The organism is Mucilaginibacter sp. 22184, from assembly GCF_052045695.1.
In the GTDB taxonomy this organism is placed as follows: domain Bacteria; phylum Bacteroidota; class Bacteroidia; order Sphingobacteriales; family Sphingobacteriaceae; genus Mucilaginibacter.
In genome coordinates, this window is the sequence record NZ_JBQEPI010000005.1 from 1 (window position 1) to 16,635 (window position 16,635).

Here is a 16,635-nt window from a genome sequence, read left to right on the forward strand (position 1 = left end):
GTCACTTTCACGTGGCGAAGAGGGGTCACTTTGCTTTGGCGAACGTGGTCACTTTCAACTGGCGAAGGGGGCCTTTTTGATCTGGCCGGATAGGGTCATTTTCATGTGTTTTATCCAGGTCCCTTCTGGCAATTGCTTTAAATGTTTCAATAGGGTTTTATTTGCCCACGTATTATAGTTATACATGGACAGTGAATGATTCTCTGTCATTTGAAAAATTTTAAATAATAAAAAAATGAATAAGGCTAATTCTTTTGAATCAGCCTCAATTAGCGAATCATTAATCTTTAATATTCGCTACTGAAGTGTTATAATTTGAGAATCTTTCATAGTAACCTCCTTTTTTAGAGAGTTAACAGCCTCAAAATTAAGTTTGTTATTTCTTATTTCAAAATTATTCAGATGATTATCATCGATCTATAGTGGTTTCTTTTAAAGCTTTATGCTTTACAACTGCACAAAGATCAGCCGGCTAAAAATGCTTCTGTTCCCACAATACAGATCAGGAAATCAATTTTTCACATAACCAAATTTGATGTTTTCACTTAGTTTTAACCTGCATATCGTTATTAATGGGTTTTTCTTCATCCTTTTTTGCTTTTTCTTGCCGTTCCTGCACCGTTTCTTCCAATACTTGCTTGGCATCAATTAAGGTTAGCTCTTTGTCGATTAATTCACTAATCTCTCGTTTGATCTTTTTATAATTTTCCTGAACATCTTCCTCGGTCACCGTTTCAATTATCGGGATGGGCTTATAAGCTTCTTCCTCCGCTTGAATGGCCGCATGGTCGTTCCGTATCTCACAGTGAAACATTTTAAGTTTGATCTTCTGGTCTGGACTGTCCGCAACGATACCCACAAATTCACCCGATGATAAAGTAGCGATCTTGGATGCGGGGATGGCATAATCCATCTGGGTGGATTTGGAGATTGATGTATCGCTGCTGTTGATGCTCACGCTCTGCCTGTTCTGCATAATCTTGCCGAAGGTGTCGGCCAGTTTCTTTGCGCTGTCCCCGGTGACCTGCCCGCTGATAATATTGCCGGAAATACCGGCGATCACATCCGCATGTTCAGCCCCGTAATCTTTCTTTAGCTGGTCAACCGACTGGATACCTAACGTAACAGCAATCCGGTTACTTCTGCCTGTGGAAATCGTGGGTATAATGTCTACCGTCAGGGTTGGAAATTCGTCAAATACCAAACTGGATTTTAGTTTATCTTTCTTGTTGACCAGCTTTAACAGCCGGTTCACATACAGGGAAAGGACGGCACCATAGGTTTGGATTTTTTGCGGGTTATTGCCCATGCAAACGATTTTGGGTGCTTCGGGATTATTAATGTCAAGCATAAAATCATTGCCGGAAAGTACATAGTACAATTGTGGTGAGGATAACCTCGCCATTCCGATCTTGGCAGATGCAATCTGCCCCTCCAGTTGTGCCATCGCCTTATTGTGATAAGCGGATATAAAAGGGTTAATCAATACTTTGATTTCTTCCTCGGTTTCAAGGATCGCAAAAAGCTTGTCATAATCGGTCTGCATCAATTCTATGGCATGAGGCAGGGTGCAATACTTTCCATTTTCATACCTGCGCAGATACCAGATGACCGCCGTTAAAAAGTTGATGGGGCTTTCCACGAAAAAATCGCCCTGTTTTTTCAGCCAGTCCCTGTTTAGGCCAAGCATGATCGTCCGACTTGCTTCGGTCGCATCGGTAATGTCGTCCATGCCTGCGGGGTCAAGTGGATTGCAGCGGTGGGTACGGTTCAAGTCTTCAAAATTGATGATGTAAAAGGCCGGTTTTACCGGATAATTTTTGCTGTACTTTAAAAGCTTGTTATAGGCGATCTTTGACAAATCGTCAAACTTGAAATCATATAAAAACATGGAAAATCCCTTTTTCAGGTGCTGATCTATGACATGACGGATAACAAAATAAGTCTTGCCCGCACCGCCGCTGCCTGACACTAAAGTGCTTCTAAAGGGTGCAATATTATTAATCCACCCGTTTCTACGCCTGCCTTTCAGGTTGTACACCATCGGCAGATTGACGGAATACTCGTTTTCCAGCAACCGTTCCTCCTGGGGAAAGGTTTCATTATCGGTATTGAAAACATCCGTGTTTAACTTTTCTTTGATAAGCCTTGACAATAAGCCGCCGCCTGTTAAGATCAGCATATAACCGGTAACAGTGATGCCGATATATAAGATAGCGATCAGGCTTGTTTTAGCGTTCAGGTAGAAACATAAAACACTGATAAAGTATAACAGCAATCCGGTAAGTAAATAGGCTATGATGGGGTTCTTTTGTACCTTCTCGTCCTTTTTGCCTTTAACACCGATCAGGGAAATGAGCAGGCACAACAGTGATGCCAGCTTGGGTTTGAGCATTCCGGCAAACAGGCCGGTCTTGGCTATGTTCAGGATAATACGGTTGGTGACCTCCGCTGTAAAACCCCATTCCTTAAACGCCGCATAACAGCATAGGTAAAAATGGACGGCCAATATAAAAATGCTGATGAGGCGGGTAAAGTCAATGATCTTACGTAAGCCCTGGGTATCTTCTCCGGTTTGCATAAATTTCTGTTTTTATGGGTTATAGGATTGTTCCTGTTGTTGTTCAGGATTGCGTTTCTTCTTTTTCTTTCGTGGTATGCCGAGGCTATAATCCGTTTCTGTTTTATCCAGCATACCTTTCAGGTGCTGACCCTGTACTGGTGCTTTCAGGTAGGTTTTGGCGGCTGGCTCTTTTTTCAGGTAAGTGGTCTGCGGTGGTGCTTTCAGATAGGTTTTCTGTTCGGGTATCAATAGCTTATCTACGGCACCGAAACGTTCGGTAATGGCTTTGGCGCTGTACGCTTTGCCCAGGTCGCTGCCGTTAAAGACCGTTTTGTTCCTGTTGTCTATAAAAGTGACACCGTAGGTAAAGCCCTGTTCGTTCTGCCGGAATACCACGTTGATGTTCTGTTTGGCCAGTTCTGCGATAAAAGTGGCTTTGCTGATGCCAGCATACTTTTGGAATACCTTTTCAATGGCAACTTTAAGCGGCTCCTTATAAGGTTTTCGCCTATCCACGTTTTTAATAAACTTTTCTTCCAGACTGGCTAAAGTGGGTTTGTCATAAATGGCGCTGGCCTTGATCGGAACGCCTACGTGTTCGCCATTTTCATTAATGATACTGTACATCAACCCGTTCTTCTGGAACATCATCGTATTTTCCCGGCCACGGTCTGCGGTTACATTGAACTGCTTTAAAATGGCGTTAAACTCGGCAAGGGATGTAAACTTATAGGAGCGAATAACGGCGTTTACAATATTAGTAATGGTTCTTTTGGTAGGTGCTTTACCATAACCTGCCTTTTCAATGTTTGCGGCTTTTATGCCCAAAGCGTTGCTCAATGCCCTGCCTTCTGCCTTTACCAGCCCGTATTCTTTTTCCAATTCCTTTCTTGCGGTTTCGGACAGGGTTTTGCCAATGTCGTGAATGTCGATACGCTTACCGCCCGCTTTGATATTGGTTGTGGCGATGTGTACATGACTGTGGGCAGCATCAGTATGCTTGTAGACCAAATAGGGTTGGTCGCCAAAGCCGATCCGTTCCATATAGGCGGCTGTGATCTGCTGTAGCTGCGCATCAGTGAGTTTGTCCAGTGCATCAAAATTGAGCGTAATATGAATAGCGTTGGTTTTCACCCTGCCGTTGAGCATCGTGCGGTTCTCAAAGCGGTGCAGCTTCTGCGCCATGCTCATGCCGGTAATGTCGGTGGCAAAGCCGCTGGACAGGATAAGTTTTGCTTGCTGCTCCGCTACCTTATCTTCATTATAGTGCAACATTCCCCTGATGCTTTTCCCGCTTACGATCTTGGCAACCATTTTTCTGCAAGCTTTGATATGATGGCTAATAATTCCTCCACCTTGTCACCGACTTTTTTATAGAGGTCTGCCGTTTTCAGCACGTAAAACGCCCGTTGCTGTTCGGTGTCGCTGATGTGGAAACGGTGGGTTTGCTGGTTAATGTTAATGCCGATAGCTTTAAGTTCCTTGCGGATAAGTGCCATTTCCTCCATCGGGGCATTTAATGATATGTCCCGGTAGAAACAGTTGATCTTTTCTTTGGATAGGATCTTACGGGCTACTTCACCTACGCTTTGGCAGTCGCTTTCTTTTTTGATCTTTTCCAGATTATCAAAAGTCTTTTGGGTAACCCTTGTTCTTACCGGACAGGTAAAAAGCTCTTGCTGGTTTGCCGCTTTTTTTCGTGACATAATCCGCCATTTTAAAAAGTTCCAGACTTCGCAAGTTCCGCAGCGAAGTCACCGGCCATAAGGACGGCAAGATCATTTTTGTGGACAAAAATACATCTTGCTGCCCACCACACGGGGGCCAGTAAGCACCTTCCGAAAGTGCTTTTGAACTTTGGTTCATACTTGATTAATTGTTTAAAAACTTGGATAAATGCCTTTGCTTAAGGCACACTTTTCTGCGTGGCCTGCACTTCGATTTCCGGCTGGTTTAGCGGAATGAACGAACGCAAAAGCTGCCGGATTTTATGACGTGGTTCCTGCCGGAAACGTTTAAGTTTCGGATAGTAGGTGCCGTTGAAATTACGCCCTTTCAGGTCGGGTATTTTTCTGTTTCTGTTCATGATCGTACAATTGAATTTTAATGCAGTCAAAATTGCCGAACACGGAAAATTTAAAATCCCATATGGGATATATTGTTTTAAAAGCGAGGCTTCGGGTATGCTGAACCATGATTTTCTACGCGTGCCTTTTTTATTTATCCCATATGGGATTTTCTCTTTCTTATTTCAGGGAATATTGCAACTGAAAGGAGAAAAAGATATGACTAATCCAGATTTGCAAATTCTGATTGACAAAGGCATTCCAACAGCCGGACAGACCGAAAATTTCACGGATTACACGCTGTTGGAAAGCATAGAAAACATTGAAAAAAGTGAAGAAAATATTAGTAAAAGCGAGGATATTTTACTAACTTTAATAGCAAAAATCATTGTAGAAATCATTATAAAAGAGGAATTATGAATGCTTTAGGATATTTAAGGCTTAGCTCTAAAGACCAGTCAAAATCTTTGGAATATCAGGAATCTTCCATCAGGGAATATTGTAAAAGGAACAAGCTAAATATGCTGGGTGTATTCAAAGACAACGGGGAATCAAGCTATACGTTTGACAGGCCGGATTACATGGCATTGGAAGCCCATTTAAAGAAATACAAAGGCGAATGCCAATATCTTATTGTACTGGATCATGACAGGTTCAGCCGTAACCTGCCGGAAGCCCTAATGAAAATTGCTGAACTTGAAAAGAAGTATGGCGTCAAGGTGCTTTCTACAAACGAACGTATTGATCTGGACACGTCCGACCCTGATGTTTTCATGAAAAGGGCGCTGGATTACATGATGGCAAATAAAGAACTGTTCAATATCAGGCACCGCACTAAACAGGGCATCAGGAACGCTAAGGAAAAAGGCCGTTATCTTGGGCGTGCGCCATTCGGTTACCAGAACATTATTGACGGTTCAAAAACAAACATGATTGAGATTAACCAGTCGCAGGCGGTTATCGTGAAAAGGATCTTTCATGACTACCTGCTTGGTATTGCCCCGTATATCATTTATAAGGATGTAAAGGCAATAGGTTTTAAATATACCGGGAACAGCGCTATTTATGATGTTTTAAACAACCCTTTATATGCGGGCTTCATCAAGGTGGCAGCATACAGAGATTTACCGGAGAAATTGGTTAAAGGCATTCATGAGCCTATAATTACCGAAACAGAATATTGGGCTGCCCAAAAGATGCTGAGTAATAAACGACCGCAAAGAATACAACCCGCGGAAGATTTCCCGTTAAGAGGTGTTTTAAAATGTTGGTGCGGACGGAATTATACCGCAGGATGGTCAAAGGGCAAAAAGCAATACTATATGTATTACAAATGTGTTGACCATAATTACATCAATATTCCAGGGCCAAAGCTACACGATCAGTTTAACGAAGTGCTAAAGGAACTGGCTTTTAAACCATACCAGATTAAAACCCTTGTGACCAAAGCTAAAGCGATGCTTGTTGAACCAATAAAGCTGAAACAGGAGAAAAACAGGGAAAACACCAAAGCGTTACAGACGGTCAATGAAAAAATATACTTGCTGGAAAAAAGGTATATGGAGAATGAAATTGAAAGCTCAACTTATAAGACCTGGTTCAAACAGTATAAAGAAGAAAAAGCTGAATTGGAAATGGCATTGAGCGGAAGAGCAAAAGTGAAAGGTAGTAATGAGGCCGTTTTTGAACGTGTTTTGCCGTGGATGTCTAACTTGTTGGGCATCTATAATAAATGCACAATTTTTCAGAAGCATTCTATCGTTAGGGGGTGTTCAAAGATAATTTGGCTTATAGTGAGGGTGCTTTTCGAACACCTTTTATTGATCCAACCTTTGAAGATAACTTGTTGATTCTCAAAGAGAAAGGGTTGCTCTTTTTGGAGCAACCCTTTCAAATATCGGACAAAAATCCGATACGTACCCAGCGCCGGAGTCGAACCGGCACGGTTTCCCACAGGTGTTTGAGACCAGCGCGTCTACCAATTCCGCCAGCTGGGCATGCTCTTATTGTAAGTGGTATTTCTTACAAGCGGGCTGCAAATGTATCTAAACTCTCTTTAATTCGCAACAGATATTTTTGTCTAAAGTAAATTTCTGCTATTTCATTGCGTCGGCTTTCCTGCGCTGTGTGGTCCAAATGTTCGTAACCGGCAGTCAGTTTAGTAAGTTTGTCATTAATATCGCCCTCAATAGCAAGCACTTCCGCGGTAACCTCAGCCAGCTGTCCGGCGTCGTCAACTTCCATCAGGCGTTCATTAATATCCATCATTTCCATTAAAAAATCTGCCGGAAGTTGTGGTTTTGCCCCCTCAGATACCAGGTTATGCAGCTTTAAAATGTATTCCATACGGCGTGCCGGGTCCGAAAGTACCTGGTAAGCCTTGTTATTTAGTGTAGATAATTCCAGTATTTCCTGCTGTTTAGTTTCATCTTCGCCGGCATAAAAATCAGGATGATATTGTTTGCTTAGCGCGTAAAATTTCTTTTTCAGCAATGCCGCTTCTATATCAAATGATTCAGGTATGTCGTAAAATTCAAAATAATTCATAGCACGAATTTCACTAATAAAAACTAATTAGTACGAATGGATGTGCATTAATTACATCCATATTATTGAACTGTGTGCAATTTCTATTTGCGAGTATCCATTCGTGCTAATTAGTTTTTATCCGTGAAATTAGTGTCCGGTATTTCCTATTCGTTGTAATTGGTGCTTATCATTATCTTTGCCTCTTACACCATAATACACCGCAATATGTTGTTTGAAAAAATACGGCAGAAGCCGTTCTTTATATTAGGGCCATGCGTAATGGAAAACCAGGAGCTCTTATACCAGGTAGCCGAAAAAGTGGCCGAAGCAGGTGAACGTTATCAGGTTCCTGTAATATTTAAATCGTCATTTGATAAAGCTAACCGTACATCTATCCATTCGTATCGTGGCCCGGGTATCGAAAAAGGGATGGAAATGCTGCAAAATGTAAAAGACCGTTTTGGCTTGCCTGTAACTACCGATATTCATGAACCCGCACAAGCTGCTATAGCTGCCCAGGTAGTTGATATACTTCAAATTCCGGCTTTTTTATGCCGCCAAACCGATCTGTTGGTAGCTGCTGCAAAAACTGGTAAGATAGTCAATGTAAAAAAAGCGCAGTTTTTATCAGGTCAGGATATGTTTTACCCTGCACAAAAAGTTATTGAAGCCGGTAATGATCAGGTGATACTTACCGAGCGGGGTAATATGTATGGATACAATAACCTGGCTGTTGATTTCAGGAATATTTATGATATGAAAGCTTTCGGACATCCTGTTTGTATGGATTGTACCCACTCGGTACAGCGCCCCGGTGGTGCTGGTGGTAAAACTGGTGGCGATCGTACTTTTGTACCCATGATGGCCCTGGCGGCAAAGGCATTTGGTGCCGATGGATACTTTATGGAGATACACCCTGATCCGGATAACGCGCTAAGTGATGGCCCAAACATGGTTAAATTGCATGATCTGGATAAGGTAATGGCTCCGCTGGTGTCTTGATGAACTAATTTGTCTGAATCTGAATTTACTGAATTAAAGAATTAACAGAATCCAGGTTGAATAATTAATAAGTAAAATTTCGATTATGGTAAACCTAATAAAGTACTGCTCATGAGTATGTATTCATACACAGAAGGAATAATGTGTAAATCACTAATTCAGTAACTCAATAATTCAATAATTAATTGTGGATGAAAGATATTGCTAAAAGGGTTTTTGATATTGAAATTGAGTCGTTACAACATGTGGCCGGCTTAATTGATGATGAATTTTCCAAAGTAGTTAATGTTATACTAAAATCTACAGGTAAACTGGTCGTGATCGGGATAGGTAAATCTGGTTTGATAGGCAAGAAAATAGCAGCCACGCTAGCCAGTACCGGAACACCCAGTTTTTTTCTGCATCCGGGCGAAGCTTTTCATGGAGATCTGGGTATGGTAAGCTCCAATGATATGGTGATGCTGATATCTTACTCGGGAGAGACGGATGAGGTGCTCAGGATCATCCCATTTTTAACCTGGAATAAGAACGTTGTTATTGGTGTTACGGGTAACCCGAACTCAACAGTGGCAAAAAACAGCCATCATCATTTAAATATAAAAATTTCAAGAGAAGCTTGTCCACTTGAACTGGCGCCTACTTCATCAACTACGGCAGCATTGGTTATGGGCGATGCCCTTGCTATAGCCTTAATGGAATCACGAGACTTTCAGCAACATGATTTTGCCCGGTTTCATCCCGGCGGAAGCCTGGGACGTAAGTTATTAGTTAAGGTAAAGGATCTGATGCGTACAGATAAGCTGCCTTTTATAAATGAAAGCGCCACCTTTATGGAGTTATTGCTCAGCATGTCTGCCGGGAGATTAGGGATGGTAATGGTAGGGGACGCCACTTATATCAAAGGAATAGTTACCGACGGTGATTTGCGCAGGGCATTATTACAACATCCGGATACTTCAACTTTAACGGTTGCCGAAATTATGACCCCGAACCCTATTATTATTGATGAAGAGGAATTCGTGAGCCGGGCCGAACAATTAATGATCGAAAAAAAGATCACAACACTGTTAGTGGGTTCTGCATTGGAAAGAACTATCAAGGGAGTTTACCAGATCTATAATCAATAGGGTAGGCTAAGCGACAAAAAAATAAATCTATATTTACGATCTACAGCTATATAAAATGATTGATCAAGAGTCAAATCAATTCCAAAAAAAATTTACACCATCAGCCAATACTCATATTGCTATTATTGGATTAGGATATGTTGGGTTGCCCTTAGCCGTAGAGTTTGCCAAAAAATACCCGGTAAAAGGGTTTGATATCAAACAAAGCCGTGTTGAAGAATTGAACAGTGCCTTTGATCGTACCCTCGAAACGGATTCGGCTGTATTATCTTCGGTATTAACAACTAATGTAGCAGCAGATAAAGGGCTTTTATTTACATCTTCTATCCAGGATATCGCTTCCTGTACTATTTATATCATCGCTGTTCCTACCCCTACAGATCAATATAATCGTCCTGATCTGGGTTTGCTGATTAAAGCCAGTGAAAGTGTAGGCAGCGTGCTTAAAGCAGGGGATGTGGTGATCTATGAATCTACAGTATATCCGGGTGCTACAGAAGATGTTTGTATCCCGGTGTTGGAGCAAAGCTCCGGACTTAAATTTAATGCTGACTTTTTTGCTGGATATTCACCAGAACGTATCAATCCGGGCGACAAGGTGCATACACTTACCAATATTTTAAAGGTAACCTCGGGATCAACAACCGAGGCCGCTGATTTTATTGATGGGCTTTACCGGTCTATTATAACCGCGGGAACGCACAAGGCGCCCAATATAAAAGTGGCCGAAGCATGCAAGGTTATCGAAAATTCGCAACGGGATATCAATATTGCTTTTGTAAACGAGTTGGCCAAAATATTTAACATCATGGATATTGATACCCATGCTGTTTTAGAAGCCGCGGGCACCAAATGGAATTTCCTGAATTTTAAACCTGGACTGGTTGGCGGGCATTGTACAGGGGTTGATCCGTATTATCTTGCTCAAAAGGCACAAGAGGTGGGTTATCATCCTGAGATCATACTAGCAGGGCGCAGACTGAATGATGGTATGGGTACTTACGTAGCCTTGGAGGTTATAAAACTGATGATAAAAAACGATATATCAGTTAAATACTCCAATATACTAATATTAGGTTTTACCTTTAAAGAAAATTGCCCGGATGTGCGTAACACCCGGGTCATTGATATTGTAAAAGTTTTAAGCGGCTTCGAAGCCCGTTGTGAAATATATGACCCCTGGGCTGATCCGGCTGAAGTTAAACAAGAGTATGGCGTAGATACGGTAAAGGACATTCATAAATTGCGCGGAAATTATGACGCGATAGTTATTGCCGTAGGACACCGGGAATTTCTTAATCTAAATTACAATGAGCTCAAGAAAAACGATTTATCGGTTATATATGATATCAAAGGAATTTTAGAAAAAGATCTTGTAAGCGGGCGTTTATAATTCCTGTCGGCTATATAAAAAACTGTTTATATATTGCGGGGTCTTTTGTTTTAGTTAATTGTTTTATATTTGGTTTTGTATGGATTCTCTTAATTTATAATTTTGCGGGCAGCAACTTTACAGCTTTACAACCCGTTTAACATTCAGCCTTCAGGTTGCTTTATAAATAAATTATGCTAATTTTAGCGTGTGTTTTCTACTATAATAAGCTCTAATAAATGATTCACAGATACGCTACTTTTATTAAAGCAGTGAACCTTACCATTGACTATATTATACTTAATATAAGCATGGTAATTTCTTACTTCATCGAAGACAGATCGTATATTTTTTGGATAAATAACAGGAGATATTTACCCATTGTGCTGGTGTTTAATTTGATCTGGCTGTTATCCGCAAATATCACCGGTTTATATGAACATGTTTTAAACAAAGACTCCATAAAAACTTATCGGGGTGTAATTAAAACCTATCTTTTATTTGTAAGCTTTATTTGTTTCACCATTATCATACTGATAGGCACAAAGGCGTATTTTATAACGCGTGAATATTTGTTTTATTCTTTGGCATTATTTGGCTTTTTGCTGGGGTTATGGAAGCTGGTATTCCTCACCATACGTAAAAGCGATCGTGCTTCATTGATTGATACCAGGGCCGTAATTATTATTGGAGGCGGCAGAATAGGTGCCGACCTTTACAGCTTTTTTAAATTAAATCCCGAACGCGGATATAGCATGATCGGATTCTTTGATGATAACACCGATCATATTATGGATAAGCGTCTTTATCTGGGCGGAACGGAAGATTGTATTAGCTGGGTGCTTAATAATAAAGTTGATGAAATATTTTGTACCCTGCCTAATTCAGAGGCGCAAACTATTGAAAAGCTGATGCTCGATGCTGATAAAAACCTCATCAGGTTTAAATTCATTCCCGAATATTATGATTACGCCAAAAAACCAACTTTTATACAAAGCTTTGGGCATATTCCGGTAATATCAGTAAGGCCCGAGCCTTTAGAGAACATGCTTAACCGGTCAATTAAGCGATTATTTGACGTTGCATTTTCGCTGTTTATCATTTTATTCGTGTTTAGCTGGTTATTTCCTATACTCGCTATTTTGATAAAACTGGAATCAAGGGGGCCTATATTTTTTGTGCAGGAACGCTCAGGTCGCGACAATAAGCCTTTCAAATGCTATAAGTTCCGAAGCATGCGGGTAAATAAAGATTCTGATAAGAAGCAAGCGACCCGCGGCGACTCGCGTATTACCAAAACAGGGGCGTTTATCCGTAAAACAAGTATTGATGAATTACCACAGTTTTTCAACGTACTTTTAGGTAATATGTCTGTAGTAGGGCCAAGGCCACACATGATTAGCCATACCCAGCAATACTCTCAATTGATTGATACTTTCATGGTACGCCACTTTCTTAAACCGGGCATTACCGGCTGGGCGCAGATACAGGGCCTTAGAGGCGAAACACAAACAACCCAGGCTATGCTTGAACGGGTAGAAGCTGATGTTTGGTACCTGGAAAATTGGTCGTTCCTGCTGGATATGAAGATCATCTTCCTTACCGTATGGAATGTGGTGAAAGGCGAGAAAAACGCGTTTTAACATGGCTATTTTTCACGATCAGCTCAATCGTGTAATCAGCTTGCCGGCAATCCCCAAAAGGATCATATCTATAGTACCATCGCAAACTGAATTGTTGTTCTATTTAGGGCTCGATACGGAGGTCATTGGCATCACTAAGTTTTGCATCCATCCGAAGGATAAATTTCAAACGGTAACTAAAGTAGGGGGTACCAAACAATTAAATATCGAACTGATAAAAGCTTTAAAGCCCGATCTGATCATCGCCAATAAAGAAGAAAATGAACGCAGCCAGGTAGAGGAACTCATGAATATTTGCCCGGTTTGGGTAAGCGACATCCATGACCTGAATAGCGCGCTTGATATGATCCGTACTGTAGGGTTGCTGGTCAATCGCGAAACAGAAGCCAATAGGCTGTGTGTTGATATTACTAACCGCTTTAACAATCTTGCATTACCAAACACAAATTTAAGCGTAGCTTATTTTATCTGGCGCAAGCCTTATATGGTTGCCGGAACTGGGACTTTTATTGATAATATGCTTCAAAAATGCGGACTTACGAACATTATTGATATTGATCGTTATCCGGAGATAAGCTCGCTGGAAATTATAAAAATTAACCCCGATCTGATCCTTTTATCATCAGAACCATATCCGTTTAAGCAAAAACATATCGACGAATTTCAGCTTATGCTGCCTAAGGCAAAAATCATGCTGGTTGATGGTGAAATATTTTCGTGGTATGGCAGCCGATTATTGTATGCCCCTGGCTATTTTAAAAGCATAATAAATGAATTAACGTTAAATTAATAGCAAAGAAATGAGAGAGATAGCTAAAAAACTAAATTTTTGTTTTAAAATTTAGCATTAAACACTATCTTTGCGACCTCTTAAAAATCCTAATGCGGAAGTGGCGTAATTGGTAGCCGCACCAGACTTAGGATCTGGCGCTTCACGGCGTGGGGGTTCGAGTCCCTTCTTCCGCACAACAGTTAAAAACCCGGTCATATTTGACTGGGTTTTTTGTTTTCATTCCCAGCAAAAATCAATATATTTAGCTTCAAAGCTCCTATTCTTTTATATGAAAAACATTTACTTATCGGTATTACTTTTCTTTTCAATTACAGCCAACGCCCAAAACGTTGATTCAACGTGGTTTGTAAATAATTATATTAAAAAAGAAGTAACTATACCGATGCGGGATGGGGTTAAGCTTTTCACATCTATCTACATACCAAAAGATCAATCAGAAAAACATCCCATATTATTAACCCGAACCCCATATTCGGTTGGGCCTTATGGTGCAGCTTACAGGCCGTATTGGCGGGGTTATATGATGCGCTACTGCCGCGAGGGCTATATTATGGTTAACCAGGATATCCGTGGCAAGTACATGAGCGAGGGGATATTTGAAGTTGTAAGGCCATTTAACCCCCAAAAAAAAACAAATAAGGATGTTGATGAAGCAAGCGATAGTTATGATACGATTGACTGGCTGGTTAAAAATATTGATAACAACAATGGTAATGTTGGCGGAATAGGTATATCGTTCCCTGGCTTTTTTGCTACCATGATAGCGCTAAGCGGGCATCCGGCGCTAAAGGCAGTTAGTCCGCAGGCACCGGTTACCGATCGTTTTTTTGGTGATGATGACCACCATAATGGTGTTTTGATGCTGATGGACGCCTTTGATTTTCATGTAGGCTATGGTTTTAGCGCGCCAAGCCGTAAACCATCCATAAAAGGGGCCAAAGGCGTTGACATCAATTATAAAGACAATTACGATTATTATTTAAAAATGGGGGCAATGCCCAATTTGACCAAATTGAGTGGTGATACCATGAAATTTTGGAGCGACATGATGAACCATCCCAACCTGGATGCCTGGTGGAAAGCGCGTGATGCCCGTGCCGGAATAAAAAATGTTAAACCGGCTATGCTGATAACCGGAGGATTGTTTGATGCAGAGGATGGATACGGCGCCTGGCATACTTATGAAGCTTTGATTAAGCAAAGCCCTGCAACAAACAGTAAGCTTGTCATGGGGCCCTGGTACCATGGCCAATGGGCGAGCAGAGACGGTACTCATTTAGGCAATGTGCGGTTTGATAGTAATACGGCAGCTTATTACCAGGATATGGAAGTTCCGTTCTTTAATTATTACCTAAAGGGAAAAGGAACCGACTCGTTAAGTAAAGTGACAATTTTCTTCTCGGGCGAAAACAAATGGCGTAAATTTTCGCAATGGCCGCTAGCCGATATCAAAGAAACACCAATTTACCTGTTGCCACATGGTAAGATATCATTTACAGCCACAAAAAGTACAAAGCCTACTTTTGACAGCTATGTAAGCGACCCTGCTAAGCCGGTACCTTATGCGGAAAAAATACATGCCGACCGTACCCGTGAATATATGGTTGATGACCAGCGTTTTGCCGCACGCCGTACGGATGTGCTGGTTTATGATACAGGAATACTAACGGATGATATAACATTAGCAGGTCCGGTAGTTGCCGACCTATTGGTAAGCCTATCGAACACAGACGCTGATTTTATAGTAAAGCTAATTGATGTTTTTCCGGAAGATACACAGGCTAACCCAATCACCAGATATCCGATGAGTGGGTATCAGATGCTGGTACGCGCAGAAACCATGCGGGGCAAATTTCGCAACAGTTTTGAAAAGCCTGAGCCATTTGTACCTGGTAAACCAACACGGGTAAAGTACACGCTGCCCGATGTTGCACATACCTTTAAAAAAGGCCATAAAATAATGGTACAGATACAGAGCTCGTGGTTCCCGTTAACAGACAGAAATCCGCAGCAATTTTTGGATATTAACCAGGCAAAGGATACGGATTTTGTAAAAGAAACTATCAATGTTTATCACAACAGTTCAAAGATCATATTACCTGTTATTAAATCTTAGCCTCAGCGCTATTTTTGATGGCCTTAAAAAGAACAGCAAACAAAAAATGAATTTGCTTTCTTTGGGTATGGGTGTTAAATTGTAGTTACGTATACTGATTGAAAGGATCAAAACTACTTAAGTTTTGACGGCCGAACTTTAATTTTAGGTGATTAGCAAAGTTAATCTATCTTTGGGGCTTAAATCTTATAATTATATTTTCATGGCAAAGGCATCCGAAATTAAAGTAGGTAATATATTGCGCTTCAACGGCGAACTGGTAACCGTAACAGAAGTACTGCACCGTACACCAGGCAAAGGCGGAGCATTCTACCTGGATAAGTTTCGTAACATAAAAACAGGAAAAATTGTTGAGGCCCGCTTGGGCACCGACGAGCAGGTTGAAATTTGCCGTGTAGAAACCAACGATTTTCAATACTTGTATGAAGATGGCGACGCCATGGTGATCATGGATAATACCACCTTTGAGCAGCATAATATCCCTAAGGCGCTTTTTGGGCCCGCGGTGAAATTCCTGAAAGAAGGTATGAGCGTAATCGTTTCGTTTGAAAGCGAAGAACCGATCATGGCTGTAGCACCCAACTTTGTGGAGCTGGAAATTACCTACGCCGAACCTGCCGTTAAAGGTGATACCTCATCAGGCGCGCTGAAAACAGCGACTACCGAAAATGGTATAGAAATTAAAGTGCCTCTATTTGTTAATCAGGGCGATAGAATAAAGGTAGATACCCGTACCGGCGAATACGTTGAGCGTGCTAAATAGGTAAGACAAAAAAGCCGGTCGTTAAGGCCGGCTTTTTTTTGCATTCAGCTTTCCATGGTTATGTGATCAAGGGTTTTGTTATCATTCATTTTTACAACCAGAATATATTGTGATATATCTTTATCAAGAATAAAGTCTAAAATGGCGAACTCTTCTTCTTCGTCTGGATAAAAGCCAATTCTTCTTAATTTTAATATGGAAAGTAATTGAAGATCAATAGACAAGTTCTTGTCTGTATTTTTCAGAAGTTTATCCAAGTCACTCTGATCGAGTTCTTCGGTATGAAAAGTTAAATATTCCTTAACCGCGTCGCCCTGGTCAAAGTCATTGAAGATCTCTTTTTTTGCAGTATCAATAATTTTAGGAAGATCATCCAAATAGCTTTTTAAAACAGCAAGTCTACCAGGTTCAATGTTTGTTTCGTCGAAATTTATATCTAATTGAATTTGGTTCTGCTCTAAATCAATATCAATTTCATAATAATCTGTTAAAGAATCAGAATCTAACTCGTTAAAGAATGGAAGATTTATAATCATTTGTTGTCAAGGTTTAATGACTTAAACATATTGATTTTTAATAATAATTGAATGACATTTTGATAATAGATATGTTAAATTTTATCTGATAAAACATATTCTGAGTGGAAGAAAAAACACACCAC

General features: G+C 40.8%; 16 protein-coding genes and 2 tRNA genes. 10 read left to right on the top strand and 8 right to left on the bottom strand.

Translation table 11 applies throughout. The features are described 5' to 3' along the window. Positions 1–54 precede the first annotated feature (54 nt). From ACTJKG_RS11990 to ACTJKG_RS12010, 5 genes are all read right to left on the bottom strand, one after another. Positions 55–210 (bottom strand): hypothetical protein, encoded by a 156-nt coding sequence (locus ACTJKG_RS11990; protein ID WP_440739337.1) that lies wholly within the window; start codon positions 208–210, stop codon positions 55–57. 331 nt (positions 211–541) lie between these two features. Further along, positions 542–2,581, bottom strand: coding sequence for a conjugal transfer protein MobC (mobC, locus tag ACTJKG_RS11995; protein WP_440739338.1), 2,040 nt, complete (start codon positions 2,579–2,581; stop codon positions 542–544). A gap of 12 nt (positions 2,582–2,593) precedes the next feature. Further along, positions 2,594–3,877: a relaxase/mobilization nuclease domain-containing protein gene (locus ACTJKG_RS12000; RefSeq protein WP_440739339.1), complete on the bottom strand. Its 1,284-nt coding sequence runs from the start codon at positions 3,875–3,877 to the stop codon at positions 2,594–2,596. Then, a complete protein-coding gene (locus ACTJKG_RS12005; protein ID WP_440739340.1) occupies positions 3,859–4,269 on the bottom strand; it encodes a mobilization protein in 411 nt (136 codons plus the stop codon). The genes ACTJKG_RS12000 and ACTJKG_RS12005 overlap by 19 nt, the downstream gene beginning before the upstream one ends. 200 nt (positions 4,270–4,469) lie before the next feature. Beyond that, positions 4,470–4,649, bottom strand: a complete 180-nt coding sequence (locus tag ACTJKG_RS12010; protein WP_440739341.1) for a hypothetical protein — start codon at positions 4,647–4,649, stop codon at positions 4,470–4,472. Here ACTJKG_RS12010 and ACTJKG_RS12015 point away from each other — a divergent pair. Together ACTJKG_RS12015 and ACTJKG_RS12020 are read left to right on the top strand one after the other, a co-directional pair. Then, the gene (locus tag ACTJKG_RS12015) at positions 4,648–5,049 is read left to right on the top strand and encodes a hypothetical protein (protein ID WP_440739342.1); all 402 of its coding nucleotides are present in this window, start codon (positions 4,648–4,650) and stop codon (positions 5,047–5,049) included. The two genes, ACTJKG_RS12010 and ACTJKG_RS12015, sit on opposite strands and share 2 nt — an antisense overlap. After that, positions 5,046–6,479 carry a recombinase family protein gene (locus ACTJKG_RS12020; protein ID WP_440739343.1) on the top strand — a complete coding sequence of 478 codons (1,434 nt, stop codon included), beginning with the start codon at positions 5,046–5,048 and terminating at the stop codon, positions 6,477–6,479. Before ACTJKG_RS12015 ends, ACTJKG_RS12020 begins: the two co-directional genes overlap by 4 nt. 67 nt (positions 6,480–6,546) lie before the next feature. On the opposite strand, the gene ACTJKG_RS12025 is transcribed toward ACTJKG_RS12020, so the two are convergent. Together ACTJKG_RS12025 and hscB are read right to left on the bottom strand one after the other, a co-directional pair. Further along, positions 6,547–6,626 (bottom strand) — tRNA-Leu (locus tag ACTJKG_RS12025). A gap of 25 nt (positions 6,627–6,651) precedes the next feature. Further along, entirely contained in the window at positions 6,652–7,176 is a 525-nt protein-coding gene (hscB, locus tag ACTJKG_RS12030; protein WP_172333323.1) for a Fe-S protein assembly co-chaperone HscB, read from the bottom strand. 207 nt (positions 7,177–7,383) lie between these two features. Between hscB and kdsA the strand changes: the two genes are divergently transcribed. The 8 genes from kdsA (at position 7,384) to efp (ending at position 15,974) form a co-directional block, all read left to right on the top strand. Then, the gene (kdsA, locus tag ACTJKG_RS12035) at positions 7,384–8,160 is read left to right on the top strand and encodes a 3-deoxy-8-phosphooctulonate synthase (RefSeq protein WP_172333324.1); all 777 of its coding nucleotides are present in this window, start codon (positions 7,384–7,386) and stop codon (positions 8,158–8,160) included. A gap of 191 nt (positions 8,161–8,351) precedes the next feature. Further along, on the top strand, positions 8,352–9,287 hold the full coding sequence (locus ACTJKG_RS12040; RefSeq protein WP_172333325.1) for a KpsF/GutQ family sugar-phosphate isomerase: 936 nt from the start codon (positions 8,352–8,354) through the stop codon (positions 9,285–9,287). A 55-nt stretch (positions 9,288–9,342) separates the two neighbouring features. Next, a complete protein-coding gene (locus ACTJKG_RS12045; protein WP_172333326.1) occupies positions 9,343–10,680 on the top strand; it encodes a nucleotide sugar dehydrogenase in 1,338 nt (445 codons plus the stop codon). A 218-nt stretch (positions 10,681–10,898) separates the two neighbouring features. Then, the gene (locus ACTJKG_RS12050) at positions 10,899–12,302 is read left to right on the top strand and encodes an undecaprenyl-phosphate glucose phosphotransferase (RefSeq protein WP_172333327.1); all 1,404 of its coding nucleotides are present in this window, start codon (positions 10,899–10,901) and stop codon (positions 12,300–12,302) included. 1 nt (position 12,303) lies between these two features. Then, entirely contained in the window at positions 12,304–13,092 is a 789-nt protein-coding gene (locus ACTJKG_RS12055; RefSeq protein WP_440739344.1) for an ABC transporter substrate-binding protein, read from the top strand. Positions 13,093–13,186: 94 nt separating this feature from the next. Then, positions 13,187–13,268 (top strand) — tRNA-Leu (locus ACTJKG_RS12060). A gap of 95 nt (positions 13,269–13,363) precedes the next feature. Next, complete coding sequence (locus tag ACTJKG_RS12065; RefSeq protein WP_172333329.1) at positions 13,364–15,211, top strand: CocE/NonD family hydrolase; 1,848 nt, start codon at positions 13,364–13,366, stop codon at positions 15,209–15,211. Between the two features lie 202 nt (positions 15,212–15,413). Next, complete coding sequence (efp, locus tag ACTJKG_RS12070; protein ID WP_172333330.1) at positions 15,414–15,974, top strand: elongation factor P; 561 nt, start codon at positions 15,414–15,416, stop codon at positions 15,972–15,974. A 44-nt stretch (positions 15,975–16,018) separates the two neighbouring features. On the opposite strand, the gene ACTJKG_RS12075 is transcribed toward efp, so the two are convergent. Continuing rightward, positions 16,019–16,510, bottom strand: coding sequence for a DUF2004 domain-containing protein (locus tag ACTJKG_RS12075; protein WP_172333331.1), 492 nt, complete (start codon positions 16,508–16,510; stop codon positions 16,019–16,021). Positions 16,511–16,635: the final 125 nt, after the last annotated feature.

Coding starts and splice junctions, on each gene's coding strand:
- ACTJKG_RS11990 (WP_440739337.1), bottom strand. CDS start 210: ATGACAGAGAATCATTCACTGTCCATGTATAACTATAATACGTGGGCA.
- mobC (WP_440739338.1), bottom strand. CDS start 2,581: ATGCAAACCGGAGAAGATACCCAGGGCTTACGTAAGATCATTGACTTT.
- ACTJKG_RS12000 (WP_440739339.1), bottom strand. CDS start 3,877: ATGGTTGCCAAGATCGTAAGCGGGAAAAGCATCAGGGGAATGTTGCAC.
- ACTJKG_RS12005 (WP_440739340.1), bottom strand. CDS start 4,269: ATGTCACGAAAAAAAGCGGCAAACCAGCAAGAGCTTTTTACCTGTCCG.
- ACTJKG_RS12015 (WP_440739342.1), top strand. CDS start 4,648: ATGATCGTACAATTGAATTTTAATGCAGTCAAAATTGCCGAACACGGA.
- ACTJKG_RS12010 (WP_440739341.1), bottom strand. CDS start 4,649: ATGAACAGAAACAGAAAAATACCCGACCTGAAAGGGCGTAATTTCAAC.
- ACTJKG_RS12020 (WP_440739343.1), top strand. CDS start 5,046: ATGAATGCTTTAGGATATTTAAGGCTTAGCTCTAAAGACCAGTCAAAA.
- hscB (WP_172333323.1), bottom strand. CDS start 7,176: ATGAATTATTTTGAATTTTACGACATACCTGAATCATTTGATATAGAA.
- kdsA (WP_172333324.1), top strand. CDS start 7,384: ATGTTGTTTGAAAAAATACGGCAGAAGCCGTTCTTTATATTAGGGCCA.
- ACTJKG_RS12040 (WP_172333325.1), top strand. CDS start 8,352: ATGAAAGATATTGCTAAAAGGGTTTTTGATATTGAAATTGAGTCGTTA.
- ACTJKG_RS12045 (WP_172333326.1), top strand. CDS start 9,343: ATGATTGATCAAGAGTCAAATCAATTCCAAAAAAAATTTACACCATCA.
- ACTJKG_RS12050 (WP_172333327.1), top strand. CDS start 10,899: ATGATTCACAGATACGCTACTTTTATTAAAGCAGTGAACCTTACCATT.
- ACTJKG_RS12055 (WP_440739344.1), top strand. CDS start 12,304: ATGGCTATTTTTCACGATCAGCTCAATCGTGTAATCAGCTTGCCGGCA.
- ACTJKG_RS12065 (WP_172333329.1), top strand. CDS start 13,364: ATGAAAAACATTTACTTATCGGTATTACTTTTCTTTTCAATTACAGCC.
- efp (WP_172333330.1), top strand. CDS start 15,414: ATGGCAAAGGCATCCGAAATTAAAGTAGGTAATATATTGCGCTTCAAC.
- ACTJKG_RS12075 (WP_172333331.1), bottom strand. CDS start 16,510: ATGATTATAAATCTTCCATTCTTTAACGAGTTAGATTCTGATTCTTTA.